The following is a 20,707-nucleotide window of genomic DNA, read 5'->3' on the forward strand; positions in this document are numbered from 1 at the left end:
CTCAGGTCGTCGCCGGCCCTCCCATCCTGGAGCCGACGACCTTTTCGAAGAGATGCCAGGTGGCGTGGCCGAGCACCGGCAGGACGATAAAGAGGCCGAGGAAGGTCGGCGCGAGCGCCAGAAGGGTGAGCGCACCGACGATGAGGCCCCAGGCGAGCATCGGCCCCGGGTTCTTGCGCACCGCCTTGAAGCTCACGATCATCGCCGAGACGAAGTCGAGCTCCCGGTCGAGGAGGAGCGGCATGGCGATCACCGTCGACGAGAAGAGGACGAGTGCCAGGAAGGCGCCCACCGCTGTGCCGACGAGGAGAAAGCCGAGCCCTTCCGGCGTCGTCGTGACGACGGCGAAAAAGTCGGCAAGGCTCGAAAAGCTCTTGAAGCCGAGGAAAAGCGCCAGAAGCAGTCGCACCTGATAGATCCAGATCCAGAAGATGAAGAGGATGACGAAGGCCATCCAGCTCATCTGCCGCTGGCGCTGGCGGGAGACGGTCGTCAGCACGCGCCGCCATCCAGGTTTCTCGCCGCGGGCGCGGCAGCGGCTCACCTCGTAGAGCCCGGCGGCCACGAAAGGGCCCAGCAAGAGAAAGCCCACGCCGAAGGGTAGGATCATCCAGGGCATGTCGAGAGCGATGAGGAGGCCGAGGACGACGAAGCCGCCGGCCACGAAAATCGCCGCAAAGAACAGGCCGTAGAGAGGTTCGGCGAGGAAATCCGCGAACCCGTCTTTGAGCGCGGCCTTGAGATCGGCGAAGCCGATCTCGCGGACATCCGGCATGCGCGGCGCCTCGGCCGCGCGCGGCTCTCCCGTCATCGTCACAGCGTCCCTCCCAGGACCGTATGGGCTTTTCTCAGCGGCCGTTCCGGCTCGTCTTGTTGAAAAATCTAGAGCGGTTCACGTTTTGACGGAAGCTCTTGTGTCACGTATCGGATGGGCGAGGCGGCGGAGAAAAGCCCCCGAAGACTGCGACGGCCGCGCGTTTTGAAGGCCCTCGTTTCGAAATTTAATTATTGCATTTCAAAGTCAGATTTTTTAGCTGTGCCCGTGATCTTCCAAAGGACGGGTATGCTCGCTTCCTTCCTCATCATGCTGCGCGAGGGCCTCGAAGCCGCTCTGGTGACCGGCATCATCGCGACTTATCTGCGTCAGACCGGGCGTTCCGCATGGATGCCGCTCGTCTGGGTCGGGATTTTTCTCGCCGTCGCCCTGTCGCTTTTCGTCGGCGCCGCCCTGCAATGGGTGAGCGCGGAATTCCCGCAGAAGTATCAGGAGCTGTTTGAGGCCTGCGTCGGTCTCGTCGCCGTCGTCATCCTGACCTCGATGGTCTTCTGGATGCGCAAGGCGGCGCGCTCCATCAAGGCGGAATTGCACGATTCCATCGATGCGGCGCTGTCCGCGCCCAAAGGTGCGGCCTGGGCACTGATCGCCATGGTCTTCTTCGCGGTGGCGCGGGAAGGCCTTGAATCGATCTTCTTCCTGCTCGCCATTTTTCAGCAGAGTTCCGGCCCCGGGGTGCCGCTTGCAGCGCTTGCCGGCGTGCTCGTCTCCGTCGCGGCGGGCTTTGCGATCTATGTGGGCGGGCTCCGGCTCAATCTGCGCCGTTTCTTCCGCTGGACTGGTGTCTTCATCCTCTTCGTCGCCGCCGGCATCCTGGCGAGCGCGCTCGGCAATCTGCACGAGGCGGGACTGTGGAACGAGCTGCAGACGCCGGCATACGACCTCAGCCGCGTTCTGCCGGTCTCCAGCGTCGTCGGCACCATCCTGTCGGGCATCCTCGGCTACCAGGAGAGCCCGAGCGTCGGCGAGATCCTTCTCTATGTCCTCTTCCTCGGCGTGAGCCTCTTCTTCTTCCTGAAGCCCGCGCGGCCGGGGAAGGGGGCGAGCGTCTACGCGCCGAGCCCAACCGCGGAGCGTCCCAATGCCGGCGCCTGAGCCTCAGCCCAAAACGCCTCGTTCGGGGCTCATGACCCTTGCCATCGCCGGTGCCGCGCTTCTCGCCATCGCCGGCGGCACGGCCTTCTATTATGCGAGCCAGCATGCCGCGGGGCAGGCAGACACGGCCGATCAGTTCCGCGTCGCCGTCAGTGCCACCGCCTGCGAGCCCAACGAAATCACGGTGCCCGGCGGCAAGCGCTCGTTTGAGATCCTCAATACGTCGGAACGGCCGATCGAATGGGAAATCCTCGACGGCGTCATGGTCGTGGCGGAGCGCGAGAACATCGCGCCCGGCTTCAAGCAGACGCTGACAGCGCAGCTTCGCCCGGGCGATTACGAGATCACCTGCGGCCTTCTCTCCAATCCGCGCGGCATTCTGCATGTGACGGAATCGGAAGAGGCGCGGACGGCCGCGAGCACCGTCGGCCTCAGAAATTTTCTCGGGCCCTTGTCGGAATACAAGGTCTACCTCGTGCAGCAGGGGATGGCCGCCGTGTCCGCCAGCGAGGCGCTCGCCGAGGCGATCAAGGCCGGCAACCTGCAGGAGGCACAGGATCTGTGGGTGGAGGCGCGGCTTCCCTATAAGCGCGTGGAGCCGGTCGCCTACCGCCTGTCGGATCTCGAAAACGCCATCGATCCGGTCGCGGATTATCTGGAAAAGCGCGAGGCCGACCCGGCGTTCACCGGCTTCCATCGTCTCGAATACGGGCTCTTCTCCGAGGAGACGACGGAGGGGCTGGCGCCGGTTGCCGACGAACTCGTTGCGAATATGGGCGAACTCAAATCGCGTCTCGGCAAGCTCAAGCTCGACCCGGCGCTTTTGATGGCGATCCCGGGCGACATGGCGCGGCAGCTTTCGGGCGGGAAGATCAAGGCCGGCGAGGACCATTACGCCCACACCGACCTTGCCGATTTCGCCGCAAATTTCGAGGGCATCGCCAAGATCACGGGGCTTTTGCAATCCGTCGTGGAGCCCGTCGATCCGGCTCTCGAGAAGGAGATCGACGCGAAGCTGAAGGCGGTGGAGACGAAGCTCTCGGAGCTGTCCGGGCCGGATGGCTACCCGTCCTACGACAGCGTCGACGCGGCCGCGCGCGCCTCCCTTTCTGAGGCTTTCCAGGACCTCGCCGACGTTCTCGACCGGCTCGACCAGGTGATCGGAGTGAGCTGAGATGACAGACAGGATCAAGGACAACACGGCGCGTTTGGGCTTCGGCTGCCCGTTTGCAAGCCGCCGCCAGGTGCTCTTCGGGCTCGGGGGTGCGGGCAGCGTGCTCGCCTTGGGAGCGGTCCCGGCACTGGCCGAAGAGGGCGACGGGCATCAGGTCACCGATGCGCCGACGGGTCTCAACAGCACGTCGGAACGGGTGCCGTTCTACGGCAAGCATCAGGCGGGGGTCGTCACGCCGCGACCGGCGACCGGCATCATGGCGGCTTTCGATGTCGTCGCACGCACGCCGGACGACCTTGAGACGATGCTGCGCAAGCTGACGGAGCGCATCGTCTTCCTGACCCAGGGCGGTGAGGTGCCGGAGCTCGATCCGAAGCTGCCGCCTCCGGATTCCGGAATTCTGGGGCCGGTGGTGGCCCCCGACAATCTGACGATCACCGTCGGTCTCGGCGCCTCTTTGTTTGAACGGCGGGAGTTCTTGACGCCCCTGAAGCCGCGGACGCTTCAGCGGATGACGCAATTCCCGAACGACGCGCTCGATGCGGAGCGCTGTCACGGGGATCTCTCGCTGCAGTTCTGCGCCAATCTGCAGGACACCAACATCCACGCGCTGCGCGATATCGTGAAGAACCTGCCCGAATATCTGGTGCTGCGCTGGATGCAGGAAGGCGATGTCCCGGTCATTCCGCCAAAGCCCGACGGGGAGACGGAAAGCGCACGCAATTTCCTCGGCTTTCGCGACGGCTCCGCCAATCCAGATTCCAACGATCACGACCTCATGCAGAAGGTCGTGTGGGTCGGCGAGGGCGATGACGAGCCGCAATGGGCCCATGGCGGCAGCTATCAGGCGGTGCGGATCATCCGCAATTTCGTCGAGCGCTGGGACCGCACCCCGCTCAAGGAGCAGGAAGAGATTTTCGGGCGCAAGAAGGACAGCGGCGCCCCCTTCGGCGGGGCGCGGGAAAGCGACGTTCCGGAATATTCCAGCGATCCGCAGGGCGAAGTGACACCGCTCGATTCCCATATCCGGCTCGCCAATCCGCGCACGCCGGAGGCCGACGACAATCTCATCCTGCGGCGGCCGTTCAATTATTCGAACGGCGTCACGAAGTCCGGCCAGCTCGACCAGGGGCTCCTGTTCATCGCCTATCAGGCGGATCTGGAGAAGGGCTTCATCGCCGTCCAGACAAAGCTCAATGGCGAGCCGCTGGAGGAATACATCAAGCCCGTCGGCGGCGGGTACTTCTTTGTCCTGCCCGGGGTCACAAGCCCCGATCGCTATCTCGGACAGGACCTCATCGAAGCGGTTTCAACCGCCGACACGCCGATCTGAACCAACCTAGGGAAAGGAAAGATACCCTTATGAACTTCACCCGACATCTGCGCGCAGGCGCCCTGGCATTCGCCCTCAGCACCACGGCCCTCACCGGCGCCATGGCGCAAGACGCCTCACTCGACCTCGTTGAGCCGCTTGCCCAATACAAGATCTACGTGGCCGAAAACACCGCAGAGCTGGTGAAGGATACGCAGGCTTTCGTCGAAGCAATCAAGGCCGGCGACGTGGACAAGGCGAAAGAGCTCTTCGCGCCGACGCGCACCAGCTACGAGGCCGTCGAGCCGATCGCCGAGCTGTTCTCCGATCTCGACGTGTCGATCGACGCCCGCGCCGACGATTACGAGAAGGGCGAACAGGATCCGACCTTTACCGGCTTCCATCGTCTCGAATACGGGCTCTGGGAGGAAGGCTCCACGGAAGGCCTCGAAGAGTACGCCGACCAGCTCATGGAAGACGTGAAAGATCTCAACAACCGCATCAACGAGCTGACCTTCCCGCCTGAAGTGGTCGTCGGCGGTGCGGCGACGCTCATGGAAGAGGTCGCGGCGACCAAGATCTCCGGTGAGGAAGATCGCTACAGCCGCACCGATCTGTGGGACTTCAAGGCGAATTTCGACGGCGCCTACAAGATCTTCGATCTCTTGAAGCCGATCCTCGAAGAGAAGGATTCCGAAGAGTTCCTGGAGACGGTCCAGGGTAATTTCGACGCCGTCTATGAGGTGCTCGAAGAGTACGAAACCGACGAGGGCGGCTACGTCTCCTACACAGAGTTGAGCGACGAAGATCGCAACCTGCTTTCCACCAAGGTGAATACGCTGGCGGAAGATCTTTCCACGCTGCGTGGCAAGCTCGGCCTCGGCTGAGCTCTCCGCGGAGAGTGGGAAAGGCCGTCTTTCTCCGACGGCAGTTCACAACACGCGTGAAACAGGAAGCCCCGCTGCGGCTTGTCCGCCAGCGGGGCTTTTTTGATGCGTGGCTCGGAAGCGGCTTAAGGCGGAGCCGGGTTATTCTGCGGCCGCAGATTCCGGCTCGCGGCCACCGTCGTTGAACTGCAGCTCGGCCAGACGCGCATAAAGGCCGCTCTTGGAAATGAGCGCCTGATGCGTGCCTTCCTCGACGAGCGCGCCGTTCTCCATCACCAGGATGCGGTCGGCATTGCGCACAGTCGCGAGCCTGTGGGCGATGACGAGGCTGGTGCGATCCTTCATCAGCGTTTCGAGGGCGGCCTGGACGGCGACCTCGCTTTCCGCGTCGAGCGAACTCGTCGCCTCGTCGAGGAGAAGGATCGGCGCATCCTTCAACAGCGCGCGGGCAATGGCGATGCGCTGCTTCTGGCCGCCCGAAAGGGTGATGCCGCGCTCTCCGAGCACGGTGTCGTAGCCTTCCGGAAGCGCGCGGATGAATTCGTCGGCGTTGGCGGCTTTGGCGGCTGCCTCGACGTCCTCGCGGCTTGCCGTCTCGTTGCCGAAGCGGATGTTGTCGAGGGCGGTCGCGGCAAAGATCGCCACGTCCTGCGGCACGAGCGCGATGCGGCGGCGGACCTCTTCCGGGTCCGCCTTGGTGATGGGGACGCCATCGACCATGACCGAGCCCGTCTGCGGGTCGTAAAAGCGCATGAGGAGCGCGAAGACCGTCGATTTGCCGGCGCCCGAAGGTCCGACGATCGCCACCCGTTCGCCGGCTCGGATGTCGAAGGCGACATTGTGGAGAACCGGGCCTGAGCCTTGGGGATAGGCGAAGGAGACGTCGTCGAAGCGCACCTCGCCGCGGGCCGGGGTCGGCAGGGCCACAGGATTTTGCGGCTTCTTGATTTCTGGTTCCGTCTCCAGAAGCTCGACGATCCGCTCGGTGGCGCCGGCGGCCTGGCTGATCTCGCCCCAGACCTGGCCGATCTCACCGAGGCCGGCGGCCGCAAACACCGAATAGAGCACGAACTGGCTGAGGCGACCGCCCGTCATGGTGCCGTCGACGACCGCCTGCGCGCCCCACCAAAGGACGACGACGACGCTCGCAAAGACGATGAAGATGGCAAAGGCGGTGAGGGCCGCACGCGCCGCCGTGGCGCTGCGGGCGGCCTGAAAGGCATCCTCGATGCGCACGCCGAAATAACGCCGCGCCGGGGTCTCCTGATTGAAGGCCTGGACCGTGCGGACGCCCGAAATCGCTTCCGAGGCATAGGCGGAGGCCTCCGCCAGGCGATCCTGGGCGAAGCGCGAACGCTGGCGTACGCGCCGCCCGAACCACAGGATCGGCACGACGATGAAGGGGATCGCAGCAAGCACCAGCGCCGACAGGCCCGGACTCGTCACCACCATCATCACGACCGAGCCGAGGAACATCATGATGTTTCTGAGCGCGACGGAGGCGGCAAAGCTGATCGCGGCGCGGATCTGCGTCGTGTCGGCGGTGAGGCGCGACAAAATCTCGCCGGAGCGCGCCGTGTCGTAGAAGCCTGCCGAAAGCTGCATCATCCGCGTGAAGAGGCCGTCGCGCAGGTCTGCGACGATCCGCTCACCGAGCGTGGTGACGAGGTAGAAGCGCGCGGCGCTCGCACCGGCGAGGACCGCCACCACCACGAGCAGCATGGTGAAGTAACTGTCGATGAAGCCGACGTTGTCGGCGGAGAAGCCGAAATCGACGACACGCCTCACCGCCATCGGGATCGCGAGCGTTGCCAGTGTCGCAAGGATCAGCGCCGCAAGCGTTGCTGCGACACGTCCGCGATATCTGGCGAAATAGGGGACAAGCGCCTTGAGAGGGCGCAACGACGAGCGGCCGGCCTTGCGGGGCCTTTTAGAAGAGCGATCGGTCATTTGGTTTTGCAGGGAGCACGATTGGACATGTGGTGCAAGGGTTGCTGCACGGACTTGATAGCGCATGCCGGCTTCTGTATATCGCCGACGACAATTGCCTTTCTGCGCGGTGAAAGCCGTGGCGTGACGATGGGCGCAGCGACGAAGGGCACGGGCCTTGGGCGAGAGCGCCGAAGGCTGGCGGGCCGCTCCAACCGACGAGACGAGACATGAAGAAAGACATCCATCCGGATTATCATCCGGTCAAGGTCGTGATGACCGACGGCACGGAATACTGGACCCGTTCGACCTATGGCGAGGATGGTGCCTCGCTGCAGCTCGATATCGATCCTTCGACGCATCCGGCCTGGACCGGCGGCGGCCAGCACCTCATCGACCGCGGCGGTCGCCTGTCGCGCTTCAAGAACAAGTACGCCGGCTTCCTCGGCTAAGTCGCGTTGGCCGCTCCGAAAGGGTCCGCTCCCTAGGGAGCGGCAAGGCGCGGCAGCCGCAAAACGCCGCCTGCGTTCGTTGAACGTCAGAATCGAAAAGGCCGCTCCGAAGGGGCGGCCTTTTTTGCTAGCGCGAGTTTTATCGGCGGCATCTTCGTAGGCGGCGTCGGCGAAGGGAGCCGGCAATGCCGATATGCGAGCCGAAACTGCGCCCTGGCGAGGGGCGTCGTTTCGCGGGGCATCGTTCCGCGGGGCGGCTCGAGCGTGCTTTGCCGTGCGGGCGTCAGCCGACACGTTTCTCGAAGGCGTCCTGAAGGGCTGCAAGCTGGCTTGCCACCGGGCTCGGTGCTTCCTCCAGGGTCGAACGACCATCGTCGAAAAGCGCCGCGTCGATCATCTGCACCCGCTTCTGCAGGGACACGGAGCGGTCGATCAGCGCCTTGAACCCTTCTGGAAGCTCGTCCCAGCCGGGACCGCGCATGGCGGTCAGCGCCTGATCGAGGCGGATCTTGTGCTTTTCTTCCGCCGCCTGGTCGAGCGTCATCTCACCTTCGTTTACCGCGCGATGCAGGAGGAGCCAGGAGGCGAGCTGCATCAGCCGCGTGGTGAGACGCATGGATTCCGTTGCATAGACGATGGACGCGGGACGATTGAGCCCGGATGCGGCGGCCCGCCCGTCCCCATCGAGATAGGCTGCCGTCTCCTCGACGAGCCGCATGCCCGCCTGGAACAATTCGCTGAATGTCTGCGAATGCGCATATGCGCGCCCGAAAGACAGTGGCTCTTCGCGGCTACCCGTTTGACGCATGGACTTGATCCCTTTTGGCTATTCAAAGCCGAGGGCCGCGCCTCGGCAAGTGCGGGAGCCGGGTTCTCCACCGGCTTCTCGATCGTGGAGCCAGTTCGACACCCCGACGAGGCCGAATTCAAACGGATTGTAATCAAATAGTAAAGATTGCGACGCGGCCTAAAAAAAGAGCCGCTGGGCGGCTCTTAGGCTGATACAGGGAGGCGTCAAACAGAGTGAACAGGATCACTCAGATCCAAACCTGATTGGATGGTGCCATTAGAAATTAGAAAGGTTAATCCGCGGTTAAGCGGGGAACGACAAGCTGAACGATCGGCCCTCAGCGCTTGAAAACCGCGTCCGCCGCGGCGCGCCCGCCCTTCTTGCGCGTCAGCTCCTGTTGGATGCGCGCAATCTCGGCCTCGCAAAGCGCGATGCGTTCTTCGAGCTCGTGTTCTGAAAGGAGCGAGAGGTCTTCCCCCACCGTATGGACCGGCTTTTTCACCGGCCTGTCGTCGTCTGCAAACATCGTCGCCCATCTGGTTTCGGCCTTTGGCGCGAAGGATAACGCTGCATCCGCTGGCTGTCAGCGTTTCATTGCCGATGCTTCACCCATTCAAAATCCGACTTCCACGCGCTAGGTTCATGGCAGATTGTGGGGAGGATGCATGAACATTCCGCAGACGATGGAAGCCGTTGCCATCACCGAGCCGGGTGGGCCGGAGGTGCTGGCGGTCGAAGAGCGCGCCGTGCCGCAGCCGGGAGAAGGCGAGCTTCTCGTCAAGGTCGCAGCGGCGGGCATCAACCGGCCGGACGTCCTGCAGCGGCTCGGCCGCTATCCCGTGCCGAAGGGGGCCTCCGATATTCCGGGGCTCGAAATCTCCGGTCATGTGGTGGCGGCAGGCGAGGGCGCGGAACGCTTCAGCATCGGCGATGCGGTGGTGGCGCTTCTGCCTGGCGGCGGCTACGCCGAATATGCGACAGTGGCGGAGACGAACGCTCTGCCGCTGCCGCAAGGCCTGTCGCTCATCGAAGGCGCGGCCTTGCCGGAAACGACTTTTACCGTCTGGCACAATGTCTTCGAGCGCGGCTCGCTCAGGCCCGGCGAGACGCTTCTCGTTCATGGCGGCACGTCGGGCATCGGCACGACGGCGATCCAGCTCGCCAAGGCCTTCAACGCCCATGTGCTGGTGACGGCGGGGTCGGATGAACGCTGCGAGGCGGCGAGGCGCATCGGTGCCGACCGGGCGATCAATTACAACAGCGAAGATTTCGTCGAGGTGGTGCGTGAGTTTACCGGCGGCGACGGCGCTGACGTCATCCTCGACATGGTCGGCGGCAGCTATACGCAGCGCAATTTGCAGGCCGCGGCGGTCGACGGACGGGTCGTGCAGATCGCGTTTCTCAAAGGGCAGCGCGTGGAGCTCGATCTCGCGCTGATCATGCAGAAACGGCTCATCCTGACGGGCTCGACCTTGCGGCCGCAATCGGTGGACGCGAAGGCCGAACTCGCGCGCATGCTGGAGGAAACGGTGTGGCCGGCGATCGCGGCTGGACGCTACACGCCGGTCATTCACGCGGTGGTGCCATTTGCCGATGTCGTGGAAGCGCACCAGATGATTGATGCTGAACATGTCGGCAAGATCGTCTTGAAAGTCGATCCGCGCGCATAGCTTTGCGACCTCAAGCTTATCGCAACGGCGCATTGCGTGCTTCGCCGGGTGCCCGTATATGTCGGGCAACTTCCCGTCCACCGACGTGAATCACGCTCTGCCGGAGACCCTCCGGCAGAGAACACAGGAGGATCATGCCATGGCGTCAACGCCTCTGATGCCGAAAGCGACCGCCGTATGGCTGGTCGACAATACTTCGCTCACCTTCGAGCAGATCGCACATTTCTGCCGGCTGCACCCTCTCGAAGTCAAAGCGATCGCCGATGGTGACGCCGCCCAGGGTATCAAAGGGATCGATCCGGTGATCGGCGGACAGCTGGCGCGCGATGAGATCGAAAAGGCCGAGCGCGATCCGACCTATCGGATGAAAATCCTGGTCTCCAAAGTGCGCGTGCCGGAGACGAAGCGGCGCGGACCGCGCTATACGCCCGTTTCCAAGCGGCAGGACCGGCCGAACGCCATTTTGTGGCTGGTGCGCAACCATCCGGAACTGAAGGATTCGCAGATCATCCGTCTCGTCGGCACGACGAAGCCGACGATCGAGGCGATCCGCGAGCGCACGCATTGGAACTCGGCGAACCTGCAGCCGGCCGATCCCGTCACGCTCGGCCTGTGCTCGCAGCTCGAACTCGACCTCGAAGTCCGCAAAGCGGCGAAGAACGCCCCGGCCGTGGAAGAAGAGGGCGCACGCCTTCTGTCCGCGGAAGAGACGACGCGCCGTCCGCAGCCTTCCGAAAGCGATACCGGACACGAGCGCGAGCCCGACATCGATCCGGATTCGGTTTTCGCCAAGCTCAAGAATTTGAAGTCGAGCGACGTCACCTGATCTCGCGTGAGCTCAGTTGTGAGCAGCTGAGTTTTCGGGAGGGCTTGTGGAGAAGTTTCTGACGGTGGCGGGTGATCCCGCCACCCTTTCTTTGACCCTGGTGGTGCTCGTTGCCGGCACCGTCAGAGGCTTTGCCGGGTTCGGCGCCGGCCTCGTCTTCGTCCCCTTTGCAGGATCTCTGATCGGACCTCGCGCCGCGGTCATCATCTTGTGGGCGATCGATTCCCTGCCGACGCTGCCCATCCTCATTCCGGCTTTGCGTGTGTGCAATTACCGCTCCGTCCTGCCGGCGGCAGGCGGTGTGGCGCTGTGCGCGCCCTTCGGCGCCTATCTCCTTGCGACCGCGGATCCGCTCGTCTTGCGCTGGGGCATGTCGGCGGTGGTTCTCGCGCTCGTCGTCCTGCTCGGCTCCGGCCTGCGCTTCACCGGGCCACGGCGCCCCGCCTCCGCTTTCGGCGTCGGCATGTTGTCGGGGGTTCTCGGCGGTGCGACGCAGCTCTCCGGGCCGCCGGTCGTCGTCTATTGGATGAGCGGGCACGAGGCGGCGGCGGAAATCCGTGCCAATCTCATCGTCTTCTTCGCGCTGTCGACGGTCATCACCGGTCTGTCGTTCTGGGCGAACGGCATCTTCAGCGAAGACGCGCTGATCCGTGCGGCGGTCGCCGCGCCCGTCTATTTCGTCGCGCTCATTCTCGGACAGAAGATGTTCGGCTTTGCCTCCGAAAAAGTGTTCCGGAGGGTGGCGCTCGGCCTCATCGTCGCCGCCGCCATCATGGCTTCGCCCGCCTTCGACGGGGTGCTGCGGTAAGCGTGCAATGCAGCCGGCCGGACGCCGGCTGCCGGTTTTGGCGCGGTCTTTCCGAAGCCGCGTTTCTCAGATGCTCAGGCGGCGGAGAGCCGCTCCATGACATCTGCATCGACGTCGAAGTTCGCATAGACGTTCTGCACGTCGTCGTCGTCTTCGAGCGTGGCGATGAGCTTCATCAGCGTGCCGGCCTTTTCTTCGTCGACCGGCGTCAGGGTCTGCGGCTTCCAGATGGCGCGCACGGATTCCGCATCGCCGAGCGTTTCGCCAAGCGCGGAGGAGACGTCGCCCAGATCCTCGAACTCTGTGAGGATGGTGTGGCCTTCCTCGTCGCTTTCGACGTCGCTCGCGCCAGCTTCGATCGCGGCTTCGAGCACCTTCTCCGGGTCGCCGGCGGAGGCCGGGTAATAGATCTCGCCGACACGCTCGAACATGAAGGCGACGGAGCCGGTTTCACCGAGCGAGCCGCCGTTCTTGGCGAAATAGGAGCGCACCGCGCCGGCCGTGCGGTTGCGGTTGTCGGTCATCGCCTCGACGATGAAGGCGACGCCGCCCGGGCCATAGCCCTCGTAACGGATCTCTTCGTAATTGTCGCCGTCGCCGCCGGTCGCCTTCTGGATCGCACGCTCGATGTTGTCCTTCGGCATCGACTGCGCCTTGGCATTCTGCACGGCCAGGCGCAGGCGCGGATTCGAATTCGGATCGGGATCGCCGACCTTGGCGGCGACGGTGATCTCCTTCGACAATTTGGAGAACAGCTTGGAGCGGGCCGCATCCTGGCGGCCCTTGCGGTGCATGATGTTCTTGAACTGTGAATGGCCCGCCATTGCGGTTTTACCTGCGTCTTGTCGTGAATGTCTCTGGGGAACGGAGGATATAATGGGGAGTGGCGAAGGCGTCTAGGTGGGGAAGGAGACGATCGACTGTCGCCGCGCCGCATTTTGGGCCTGCGGCATAGCGGTCACTTGCCGCAATTGATGCCTGTGAGTAGGTGCTGAGGCAACGCGCGGGGTTTTGCCGCGCGATGGAGCCTTGATGCTGGAGATTGTCAGAGCCCTCTGAGGCTCCCCTGGACGTTTATCCAGGTGGAGACGCGAAGCGGCAGAACGAACGGGCGCGGCCTGAGGGCGGCGTGCGCGCTCTGCCCCGTGCTTTCTCCGATCCAGGCATTTTCCATGAATATCTCGAAGTTCGAGCAGCGCGTGTTGCACGCGCTCGCTCAGGGCGGACGCATTCGTCATGAACGAAGCGGTGGTCGCAAGATCACCCACGTCACCTGTTTTACCCGCGACGGTTTCGTGCTCTCCGATTGCACATTGCCGGTCTTTTCCCGGCTTCTGTCGAAGGGGCTGATCGAATCGCGCGGCGGCGCGCCCTATCAGATTTCTGAACGGGGCCGCCGCAGCGTGCGGGCACAGCTCGATAATCGGTGAAAACCGCGGGCGGTGAAGGAAACCGTGGGCGGGGCGCTCTCCGGCGCTACGCCGTTTTGACCAGCAGAATGCGGGTCGGTGGCCCGCCTTCATAAGACATCTCGGCATTCAGGCTCCTCGCCATGGCGGTGACGAGCTTGGTGCCGAGACCCGTGCCGGTGGGGGTTGCTGTGCCGTTGAAGCCTTTGCCGTCGTCCTCGACGCTGAGGCGGAAGCCGCCCGGCAGGGTCGTGAGATCGACGCGGATGTCGCCGTCCTCTTCCTCTCCGTAGGCGTATTTGCACGCATTGGAGACGAGCTCGTTGACGACGACGCCCAGCGAGACGGCCTGATCGGTGGTGAGGCGCAGCCCGTCGGTGGTGAGATGGACGCGCCGCGCCGCGGTCTCGCTCGACCAGGTCTCTTCCAGGCCGGCGGTGAGCGCGCTCAGATAATCGCCCATGTCGACGCTGTTGATGTCCTGCGAGGTGTAGAGCCGGCGATGCACCTGGCCGATCGCATAGACGCGCTGCTGGGTGTCCTTGAGCGCGATCTTCGCTTCTTCCGCCTCGACGGCGTTGGCCTGCATCTGGATGAAGGAAGAGACGATCTGGAGCGAATTGGCGACGCGGTGGTTGGCCTCGCGCAGAAGCGCTGAGAGGCGCTCATTGGAGGCTTTGAGTGCGTGCTCCGCCTCATGCTGGGCCGCGATCAGACGCTGATGTTCAAGCGTCGTCGCGAAGGAGGAGGCGAGAAGGTCGAAGAATTCCTCGCCGACGGTCTTCACGACGTAGTCTTGGGCGCCGGCCTTGAGAGCCGCCACCGCGATGGAGCTCTCCTCCGAGCCGGTCACATAGACGACCGGAGGAGGCGAGGGCAGCGCGTTGATGAGAGGAAGCGCGTCGAGCCCCGTCTTGCCGGGCATGTAATGGTCGATGGCGACGAGATCGAACCTGTCTTTCTCAAGAAGGGCGAGACCTTCGTCAGCGCTTCCGGCGGTGGTGAGTTCGTAACCTCGGCGGGCAAGCGCGCGGCGCGTCAGGCGCCGTAGCCCCTCGTCGTCGTCGATATAGAGAATGCGGGGCATTTCATCCGGTCTTCAAGGGGTAAATCAGGCTTCGATTTCGGGTTCGGGAACCTGGATAACCGAAATGAACAGGCCGAGCTGACGGATCGCCTGGGCGAAGGATTCGTACTCGACGGGCTTGGTGATATAGACGTTGGCGCCAAGATCGTAGCAGCGCTCGATCTCCATCTTGTCGTCGGTGGTCGTCAAAACCACGACGGGCGTGCGGCGGAGAGGACTGGTTTCCTCCTTCATCCTTATCAGGATGTCGGTGCCGCTCATGTCGGGCAGGTTGAGATCGAGAAGCACCAGTGCCGGGCCATTATGGGTCGGGCCCTCGGGGCTGTTGAAGAGGAATTCGACCGCGGCCGTTCCCTCGACGAAATGGCGGACCGGGTTGTTGACGCCTGCGCGCCGGATGTTTTTTTCGATGAGACGCGCATGCCCCTCATCGTCTTCGATCATGATGATGGTGACCGGTTGATGGCTCGACACGACGGGTTCCTACGCTTTCTGCAATTCTGGCGGCATTGAAAGACGGAAGGTTGCGCCTTCGTCAAGCTTCGAATCGCACTCGATCGTTCCACCCAGGCGGTAGGCCAAAGCACGGACATGTGCGAGGCCGATGCCTTCGCCCGGCTGATCCTGCGATCCGGAACGGCGGAAGAGGTCGAAGATGCGCTCGTGATCCTTCGGATCGATGCCGCGTCCGTTGTCCTGGACCTCGATGATGATGCGCCCGGATTGCTGGCGGCCCCGCACCTTGATGAGGCCGGGGCGCCCTGGCTTCAGGTATTTGACGCTGTTTTCCACGAGATTGGAGATGATCTGCTCGATGGCGAGGCGATCGGTCACCAATGTCGGTATCGGCTCGATGCGGATCTCGGCGTCGAGCTCCTGCAGGCGGTGCTGCAGCGTGTCGGCGATGCCGGAGACCAGGCCGTTCATGTCGATCTTCTCGGGCGAGAGAACCCGGCGCCCGGAGCGCGACAGATGCAGGATGGCGTTGATGAGACGGTCCATCTTCTGGGTCGACGAGCGGATGAAGCCGATGGCCTCGGGCAGATCCTCCTCGATCGTCTGCCGCACCTCTTCGGTGACGAGGTCGGGCGCTTCTTCGCGGGCTTTTGCAATCAGCTCCGTCAGGGGCTTGATTGCCACCTCCAACTCGCTGGTGAAGCCCATGACGTTGACGAGCGGCGAGCGCAGATCGTGGGAGACGATGTAGGCGAAGCGCTGGATCTCGTCGTTCGCCCGCTGCAATTCCGCCGTGCGCTCGCCGACAGCCGATTCCAGATCTTCGTTGAGGAGCTGCAAGCGCTCGCCGGCGGTCGTCAGGGCATGAACGTTGCGGCGGGTCGCCCAGATCGTGCCCCCCGCGAGGGCTATGAAAACGATGCCCGACAGCGCCAGCACGACATAAGAGAGCTGCACGTTGCGGAATTGGCGGGCGCGCCGTTCGACGAGGAGAGCTTCTTCCGCCTGCAGCATCTCGGCGGCTGCGGCGCGGGCCCGGCGAATGACGGCGATGTCGTCGTCATCGAACGTCGTCGTGCCGGCCGCGGCGCCTGCCCTCTGGCGGCGATTTTGAAGCGTGTCTCGCGCATAGGCGAGATGGGTTGCGACGAGTTCGCGCAGGGCTTCGAGGCGCTTCTGCTGTTCGGGATTGTCGGTGATACGGGCTTCGACCGCATCCATGCGGGTCTCGATCTCGCCGGCGAGCTCTTCGAAGGCGTTGGCAAAACGCTCGTCCGCCGAGAGAAGATAGCCGCGCCGTGCCGTTTCCGAGCGTTCGAGCGCAGCCCCGAGCTCGGCAAGGCTTGCGGCGACTTCCTGCGTGTGCACCACCCATTCCGCACTGACCTGGGTCTGGCGCAGCACGACCAGAAAGCTGACGCCTGCGGCAAGCAGCACGAGAAAGCCGCCGACGATTGCAGCCAAGATGAAGCGGCTGATGCGCCGTTCCGAATTTTTCATGGTTCTGGGTCACCCGGCAGGAAGAGAAGAGGCCATAGCCCGCTTGCAGGCGCGGCTCAATCGGCGGGAGGGACGCCGGCTAAATTGATCGCCTGATCTTTCGAGCGGCGGCCGGCGATGGATCGACTGGCCGGGGTTCGGCCTCTCGTCGCCGTTTTCGGCGCGGTGACCAAGGCGCACGGCCGTAGCCCTCAATTGGCCTCCTGGTCGGGCTCCGGATAGACGTCTTTGAGAACAGCGTCGAAATGATGTTTGACGGCATCGTTGCACTTGCACGAGCGGGCATGGAGCGCGGAATGATCGCGCACCAACAGCGAGCCGCGCTGCGTTTCCAGAATGCCTTCCGCCTTGAAGGTCTGCATGACGCGGCTCGTATAGGAGCGACCGACGCCGAGCATGCGGGCGAGCTGCTCATGCGTCAGCGGAACGATGTGGTCGCCTGTCCGCTCCATCGTCGCGACGATCCATTTCGCCGCCCGCTGGTCGACGGAATGAATGGCATTGCAGGTGATCGATTGCAGCATCTGTGCGACCAGGCAATCGGCGTAGCGCGCAAAGAGGTGCCGCACCGCCCGCGATTGCTGCTTCGCCGCCTCGAGCTCCGAGAGCTTCAGGGCGACGAACGGGCCTTCGAATTTGACGATGATGCGGGAGAATGCGGGGAGACGGCCGGCGCTGACGATGCCGCCGACGGCGCCTTCGCGGCCGATCAGAATGGTCTCGGTGTCTTCGCCGTCCTCGTTGGCGACGAGAAACGAGGCGAGCGCCGGTCCGCACGGAAAGTAGACGATGTCGACGTTATCGCCCGGATTGTACATGACATGGTCGCTGTGGCGGTGCAGCAGCTGGAAATGGGGAGCAAGAAGGGCGTAATCTTCGTCCTTCAGCACCTTCAGGAGATTGTTGAGGGGGCGCGTCTCCGCCAAAGTCTCCCGGGCCGGATCGTGTAACATTGGCGCTCGTCCCGCGCGTGTCTCAGTTTCCCGGTTTTATGTGCGGTAGTGAACACAGCGCAACCCATGATGTGTGGCGATTGTGCCGCACTCCGTCGCATCTGGAGGCGAGCTTGTTGCCTCTTTGCAGAGCGCTGTCACCCCCGCAGGACGCCCGTGAGGATGAGTAAACCCCGCAAAAGGCCGGTTTTTCGAGCCCTTTGCGGGTAAATAGGTATCCTTGCCCTGCCTTGTGTTCACAAGTGAACAGACAGCGGGGCGGAGTTCGTGCTTGCTAGCGGCCCAGAGCTGGCCGAATTCGTGCGTCAGATTCGCTCCGCTCACCGCATCTGGGCGTAACAGCCAGTGGCACGTGATGCGGTTGCACCCGACTGTTCGTTAGGAAATTCTTTCATTGAGGTCTGTCCGCGCTCTTCTGCACGCCGCTACGGCCGAGCTTCATGCCGAGGTCGAAGCGCGTCTCAATCCGATGCTCGTTCAAGGCGAGACGGGGTATGCTTCGTTTCTGCGCGCGAATGCGGCCGCGATCCTCCCCGTCGAAGAGACGCTGGAGATTGCCGGCATCGAGGCGCTGCTTCCAGACTGGGACGAACGCCGGCGGAGTGCGGTGCTTCTCGACGACATCCAAATTCTTGGGGCGGAGCGCCCGCAACCCGTTTCTGCGCCTGAAATGCACGGCGAAGCCTTCATGCTGGGGGCGGTCTATGTGCTGGAAGGCTCGCGGCTCGGCGCGAAGATCCTGACACGAGACATCCTCGCCGAGGCGGGCCCGCGGATGAAGGTGGCCTCACGGTTTCTTCGTCACGGCGAAGGCCGGAAATTGTGGCCGAGCTTCGTCGAAAGACTGGAGGAATCGGCCGCCGTGCACGACGCGCCGGACGAGGCTGTGAAGGGCGCCGAAGCCGTCTTTGCGCTTTTCGATGCGGCAGCAGAGAGCGTTGCAAAGGCCGACCGAGTGCTCGCCCATGTCTGATCCGACCCAATTCGAAGTCGATCTGACGAATTGCGATCGCGAGCCGATCCATCTTCTCGGGGCGGTACAGCCGTTCGGATTCCTCGTGGCCGTGTCGCGCTCGAGCTGGGTGGTGACGCGCGTCTCGCGCAACGCGGCGGAGTGGCTCGGACGTCAGGGCGAGGAGCTCGTCGGTCTGCCGATCGACCAGGTCTTTCTCGGGCAGGCCGTGCACACGATCCGCAACAATCTGCAGGGCGCGGTGATGGGCGAGACAGTGGCGCGCGCCTTCGGCGTGACAGTCACGGAAGCTGGCCTCGTCTGCGACATGGCGGTGCATCTCTCCGGCGACGAGGTGGTCGTGGAGTGCGAACGCTCCGTGGCCGAGCCCGCCGCCAATGCAGCCGCCATGGTGCGGGGCATGGTGGCGCGACTGCAGCGCACGGACGATCTCAGGAATTTCTACCGCATCGCCGCGCGCGAAATGCAGGCTCTGACCGGCTTCGATCGGGTGATGATCTATCGTTTCGATCATGACGGGTCGGGCGAGGTGATCGCGGAATCGGCGCGCTCCGGCATCGGCTCGTTTCTCGGGCTGCACTATCCCTCGACCGATATCCCGCGCCAGGCGCGCATTCTCTACGAGAAGAACTGGCTGCGGATCATCCCGGATATCTCGGCGGAGCCGTCGCCCGTCGAGCCGGCGCTCGACCGCAACGGTGAGCCACTCGATCTGTCGATGAGCATTCTGCGCAGCGTGTCGCCCATTCATATCGAATATCTGCAGAATATGGGCGTCGATGCCTCCATGTCGGTGTCGATCCTGCGCGAAGGCCGTCTTTGGGGCTTGTTCGCCTGCCATCATTACGCGCCGCATCACGTCACTTTCGAGCGGCGGACGGCGGCGGAACTCTTCGGTCAGATGTTCTCGCTTCTGGTGGAAAACCGCGAGCGCCAGACCGAAGCCGAATATGAGGAGCGCTCCAGCAAGCTGCACAATCAGCTCGTCGCCGTGATGGCGACCGAAGCGACGCGGTTTGAGAGCATCGTCGACCATCTCGACGAGATCGCCGACCTTCTCGTCTGCGACGGCATCGGCCTGTGGGTGGAGGGGCGCGCCACGTTGCGGGGCCTGACCCCAAATGAAGACGACTTTGCCGGGCTCGCGGGGTATCTGCGCGACAGGGGCGTGAACGCGGTGTGCGCCGAGCACGAGATCGGGGCGAAATACGAACCCGCACGGCGCTTCTCAGATCGTGCCGCCGGCATGCTCGTCGTGCCCCTGTCTCGGCAGCCGGGTGATTATCTCGTCTTCTTCCGCAAGGAGGTGACGCGCAGCGTCAATTGGGCGGGAAATCCGGAAAAACCGGTGAGCGTCGGACCGCTCGGGGCGCGGCTCACGCCGCGCAAGAGCTTCGAGATGTGGAAGGAGACGGTGAGCGGACAGTCGATGCCGTGGTCGCCGGTGGAGGAGCGGATCGCCGAGGGCCTGCGCGTCAGCCTTCTGGAAGTCATCCTCCAATTGTCCAATCTGACGGAAGCGGAGCGCCGCCGCGCGCAGGAGCGGCAAAAGCTCCTCATCGCCGAACTCAACCATCGCGTCCGCAATATCCTGAGCCTCATTCGCGGCGTCATCAACCAGAGCAAGGACGCGACCAGCATCGAAGCCTTTACGGAAGTCGTCGGTGGACGCATCCAGGCTTTGGCGCGTGCGCATGACCAGATCACCTCGGACGATTGGAGCCCGGCTTCATTCCGAAATCTGGTGACGACGGAGGCGGGCGCCTATCTCGGCGGCAAGGCCGACCGGGTCGTGCTGACCGGCTCCGACGTGCTCGTGCAGCCGGAGGCGTTTACGACCGTCGCTCTCGTCATCCACGAGCTCATCACCAATTCGGCGAAATATGGCGCGCTGTCGGACAGCCGCGGCCAGATCGACATCATGACCGATTTCGATACGTTCGGCCGGCTCGTCATCGATTGGGGCGAGCGCGGCGGCCCACCGGTCAAGCCGCCGAGACGCTACGGCTTCGGCTCCACGGTGATCGAGCAGTCGATCGTGCACGACCTCGGCGGCGAGGCGAAAGTCGATTACGAACTGACGGGGCTCAAGGCGCGCTTCGTCATTCCGCCCAAACATTTCCAACGCAGCGAGATCGTCGTGGACACAGTGAAAGAGGCCGTCAGGGCCGACGAGCAGGAGATCGCTCTTCCGGCGGATGTTCTCGTCGTCGAAGACAATATGATCATCGCGCTCGACACCGAGCAGATGCTTCTGTCGCTCGGTGTCGGAAATGTCCGCACCGCGAGCGGCGTGAGCGATGCTTTGAAGGAGATCGAGCGTCAAGCGCCGGATTTCGCGCTTCTCGACGTCAATCTCGGCGCGGAGACGAGCCTCGAAATCGCCGAGCGGCTGGCGGAGATGGGTGTACCCTTTGCATTCGCGACCGGCTACGGCGAGCAGGCGGCACTGCCCGCGCCTTTCGACGTCACGCACAAAGTGCGCAAGCCTTACAGCGCGCAGTTGCTGCAGGAGGCGATGATCGGCGCCGAGCGGGCGTAGCCCGAGCGT

The 20,707-nt window shown here is 63.6% G+C and carries 20 protein-coding genes; 11 read left to right on the plus strand and 9 right to left on the minus strand.

The genetic code is table 11. The annotated features are described in order from the left end of the window. Nucleotide 1 precedes the first annotated feature (1 nt). On the minus strand, nt 2-811 hold the full coding sequence (locus ACK8CP_RS18835; protein WP_414834301.1) for a DUF2189 domain-containing protein: 810 nt from the start codon (nt 809-811) through the stop codon (nt 2-4). A 252-nt stretch (nt 812-1,063) separates the two neighbouring features. On the opposite strand from ACK8CP_RS18835, the gene efeU reads away from it, so the two are divergent. Genes efeU through efeO (ACK8CP_RS18855) form a run of 4 tightly spaced genes read left to right on the plus strand, consistent with a single transcriptional unit; the run spans nt 1,064 to nt 5,303 of the window. Continuing rightward, complete coding sequence (gene efeU, locus ACK8CP_RS18840; RefSeq protein ID WP_414832825.1) at nt 1,064-1,930, plus strand: iron uptake transporter permease EfeU; 867 nt, start codon at nt 1,064-1,066, stop codon at nt 1,928-1,930. Nucleotides 1,931-1,961: 31 nt separating this feature from the next. Beyond that, nucleotides 1,962-3,104 carry an iron uptake system protein EfeO gene (gene efeO, locus ACK8CP_RS18845; protein ID WP_414832826.1) on the plus strand — a complete coding sequence of 381 codons (1,143 nt, stop codon included), beginning with the start codon at nt 1,962-1,964 and terminating at the stop codon, nt 3,102-3,104. A gap of 1 nt (nt 3,105) precedes the next feature. Beyond that, nucleotides 3,106-4,437 (plus strand): iron uptake transporter deferrochelatase/peroxidase subunit, encoded by a 1,332-nt coding sequence (gene efeB / locus ACK8CP_RS18850; protein ID WP_414832827.1) that lies wholly within the window; start codon nt 3,106-3,108, stop codon nt 4,435-4,437. Nucleotides 4,438-4,466: 29 nt separating this feature from the next. Continuing rightward, nucleotides 4,467-5,303, plus strand: coding sequence for an iron uptake system protein EfeO (gene efeO / locus ACK8CP_RS18855; RefSeq protein WP_414832828.1), 837 nt, complete (start codon nt 4,467-4,469; stop codon nt 5,301-5,303). Between the two features lie 141 nt (nt 5,304-5,444). Here the strand turns inward: efeO (ACK8CP_RS18855) and ACK8CP_RS18860 are convergent, their stop codons facing one another. After that, nucleotides 5,445-7,253, minus strand: coding sequence for an ABC transporter transmembrane domain-containing protein (locus tag ACK8CP_RS18860; RefSeq protein ID WP_414832829.1), 1,809 nt, complete (start codon nt 7,251-7,253; stop codon nt 5,445-5,447). Nucleotides 7,254-7,462: 209 nt separating this feature from the next. Between ACK8CP_RS18860 and rpmE the strand changes: the two genes are divergently transcribed. Further along, the gene (rpmE, locus tag ACK8CP_RS18865) at nt 7,463-7,684 is read left to right on the plus strand and encodes a 50S ribosomal protein L31 (RefSeq protein ID WP_092816464.1); all 222 of its coding nucleotides are present in this window, start codon (nt 7,463-7,465) and stop codon (nt 7,682-7,684) included. A gap of 283 nt (nt 7,685-7,967) precedes the next feature. Here the strand turns inward: rpmE and ACK8CP_RS18870 are convergent, their stop codons facing one another. Further along, nucleotides 7,968-8,492 carry a DUF1465 family protein gene (locus ACK8CP_RS18870; protein WP_414832830.1) on the minus strand — a complete coding sequence of 175 codons (525 nt, stop codon included), beginning with the start codon at nt 8,490-8,492 and terminating at the stop codon, nt 7,968-7,970. 319 nt (nt 8,493-8,811) lie between these two features. After that, nucleotides 8,812-9,000, minus strand: coding sequence for a DUF1192 domain-containing protein (locus tag ACK8CP_RS18875; RefSeq protein ID WP_128290982.1), 189 nt, complete (start codon nt 8,998-9,000; stop codon nt 8,812-8,814). A 139-nt stretch (nt 9,001-9,139) separates the two neighbouring features. Between ACK8CP_RS18875 and ACK8CP_RS18880 the strand changes: the two genes are divergently transcribed. The 3 genes from ACK8CP_RS18880 (at nt 9,140) to ACK8CP_RS18890 (ending at nt 11,778) form a co-directional block, all read left to right on the plus strand. Next, complete coding sequence (locus ACK8CP_RS18880) at nt 9,140-10,144, plus strand: NAD(P)H-quinone oxidoreductase (RefSeq protein WP_414832831.1); 1,005 nt, start codon at nt 9,140-9,142, stop codon at nt 10,142-10,144. Between the two features lie 139 nt (nt 10,145-10,283). After that, on the plus strand, nt 10,284-10,970 hold the full coding sequence (locus ACK8CP_RS18885) for a DUF1013 domain-containing protein (RefSeq protein ID WP_092815458.1): 687 nt from the start codon (nt 10,284-10,286) through the stop codon (nt 10,968-10,970). 46 nt (nt 10,971-11,016) lie between these two features. Continuing rightward, nucleotides 11,017-11,778, plus strand: a complete 762-nt coding sequence (locus tag ACK8CP_RS18890) for a TSUP family transporter (protein WP_414832832.1) — start codon at nt 11,017-11,019, stop codon at nt 11,776-11,778. 74 nt (nt 11,779-11,852) lie between these two features. On the opposite strand, the gene ACK8CP_RS18895 is transcribed toward ACK8CP_RS18890, so the two are convergent. Continuing rightward, nucleotides 11,853-12,602 carry a YebC/PmpR family DNA-binding transcriptional regulator gene (locus tag ACK8CP_RS18895; RefSeq protein WP_414832833.1) on the minus strand — a complete coding sequence of 250 codons (750 nt, stop codon included), beginning with the start codon at nt 12,600-12,602 and terminating at the stop codon, nt 11,853-11,855. Between the two features lie 348 nt (nt 12,603-12,950). Between ACK8CP_RS18895 and ACK8CP_RS18900 the strand changes: the two genes are divergently transcribed. Beyond that, a complete protein-coding gene (locus ACK8CP_RS18900) occupies nt 12,951-13,208 on the plus strand; it encodes a YjhX family toxin (RefSeq protein WP_128290985.1) in 258 nt (85 codons plus the stop codon). 46 nt (nt 13,209-13,254) lie between these two features. Here ACK8CP_RS18900 and ACK8CP_RS18905 read toward each other — a convergent pair whose 3' ends face one another. The 4 genes from ACK8CP_RS18905 to ACK8CP_RS18920 all read right to left on the minus strand — a co-directional run bounded on the left by ACK8CP_RS18905 (nt 13,255) and on the right by ACK8CP_RS18920 (nt 17,183). Further along, a complete protein-coding gene (locus ACK8CP_RS18905) occupies nt 13,255-14,274 on the minus strand; it encodes a histidine kinase dimerization/phosphoacceptor domain -containing protein (protein ID WP_128290986.1) in 1,020 nt (339 codons plus the stop codon). A gap of 24 nt (nt 14,275-14,298) precedes the next feature. Beyond that, complete coding sequence (locus ACK8CP_RS18910) at nt 14,299-14,718, minus strand: response regulator (RefSeq protein ID WP_205649856.1); 420 nt, start codon at nt 14,716-14,718, stop codon at nt 14,299-14,301. A gap of 39 nt (nt 14,719-14,757) precedes the next feature. After that, nucleotides 14,758-16,230, minus strand: a complete 1,473-nt coding sequence (locus ACK8CP_RS18915; RefSeq protein WP_414832834.1) for a sensor histidine kinase — start codon at nt 16,228-16,230, stop codon at nt 14,758-14,760. 191 nt (nt 16,231-16,421) lie between these two features. Further along, nucleotides 16,422-17,183 carry a Crp/Fnr family transcriptional regulator gene (locus tag ACK8CP_RS18920; RefSeq protein ID WP_414832835.1) on the minus strand — a complete coding sequence of 254 codons (762 nt, stop codon included), beginning with the start codon at nt 17,181-17,183 and terminating at the stop codon, nt 16,422-16,424. A gap of 394 nt (nt 17,184-17,577) precedes the next feature. Here ACK8CP_RS18920 and ACK8CP_RS18925 point away from each other — a divergent pair, with 394 nt between their 5' ends. After that, nucleotides 17,578-18,156, plus strand: coding sequence for a biliverdin-producing heme oxygenase (locus ACK8CP_RS18925; protein ID WP_128290990.1), 579 nt, complete (start codon nt 17,578-17,580; stop codon nt 18,154-18,156). Continuing rightward, nucleotides 18,149-20,698: an HWE histidine kinase domain-containing protein gene (locus tag ACK8CP_RS18930; RefSeq protein ID WP_414832836.1), complete on the plus strand. Its 2,550-nt coding sequence runs from the start codon at nt 18,149-18,151 to the stop codon at nt 20,696-20,698. The genes ACK8CP_RS18925 and ACK8CP_RS18930 overlap by 8 nt, the downstream gene beginning before the upstream one ends. Nucleotides 20,699-20,707 lie beyond the last annotated feature (9 nt).

Origin of the sequence: Afifella sp. YEN Y35 (genome assembly GCF_047553465.1) — a bacterium.
GTDB lineage: Bacteria > Pseudomonadota > Alphaproteobacteria > Rhizobiales > Afifellaceae > Afifella > Afifella aestuarii.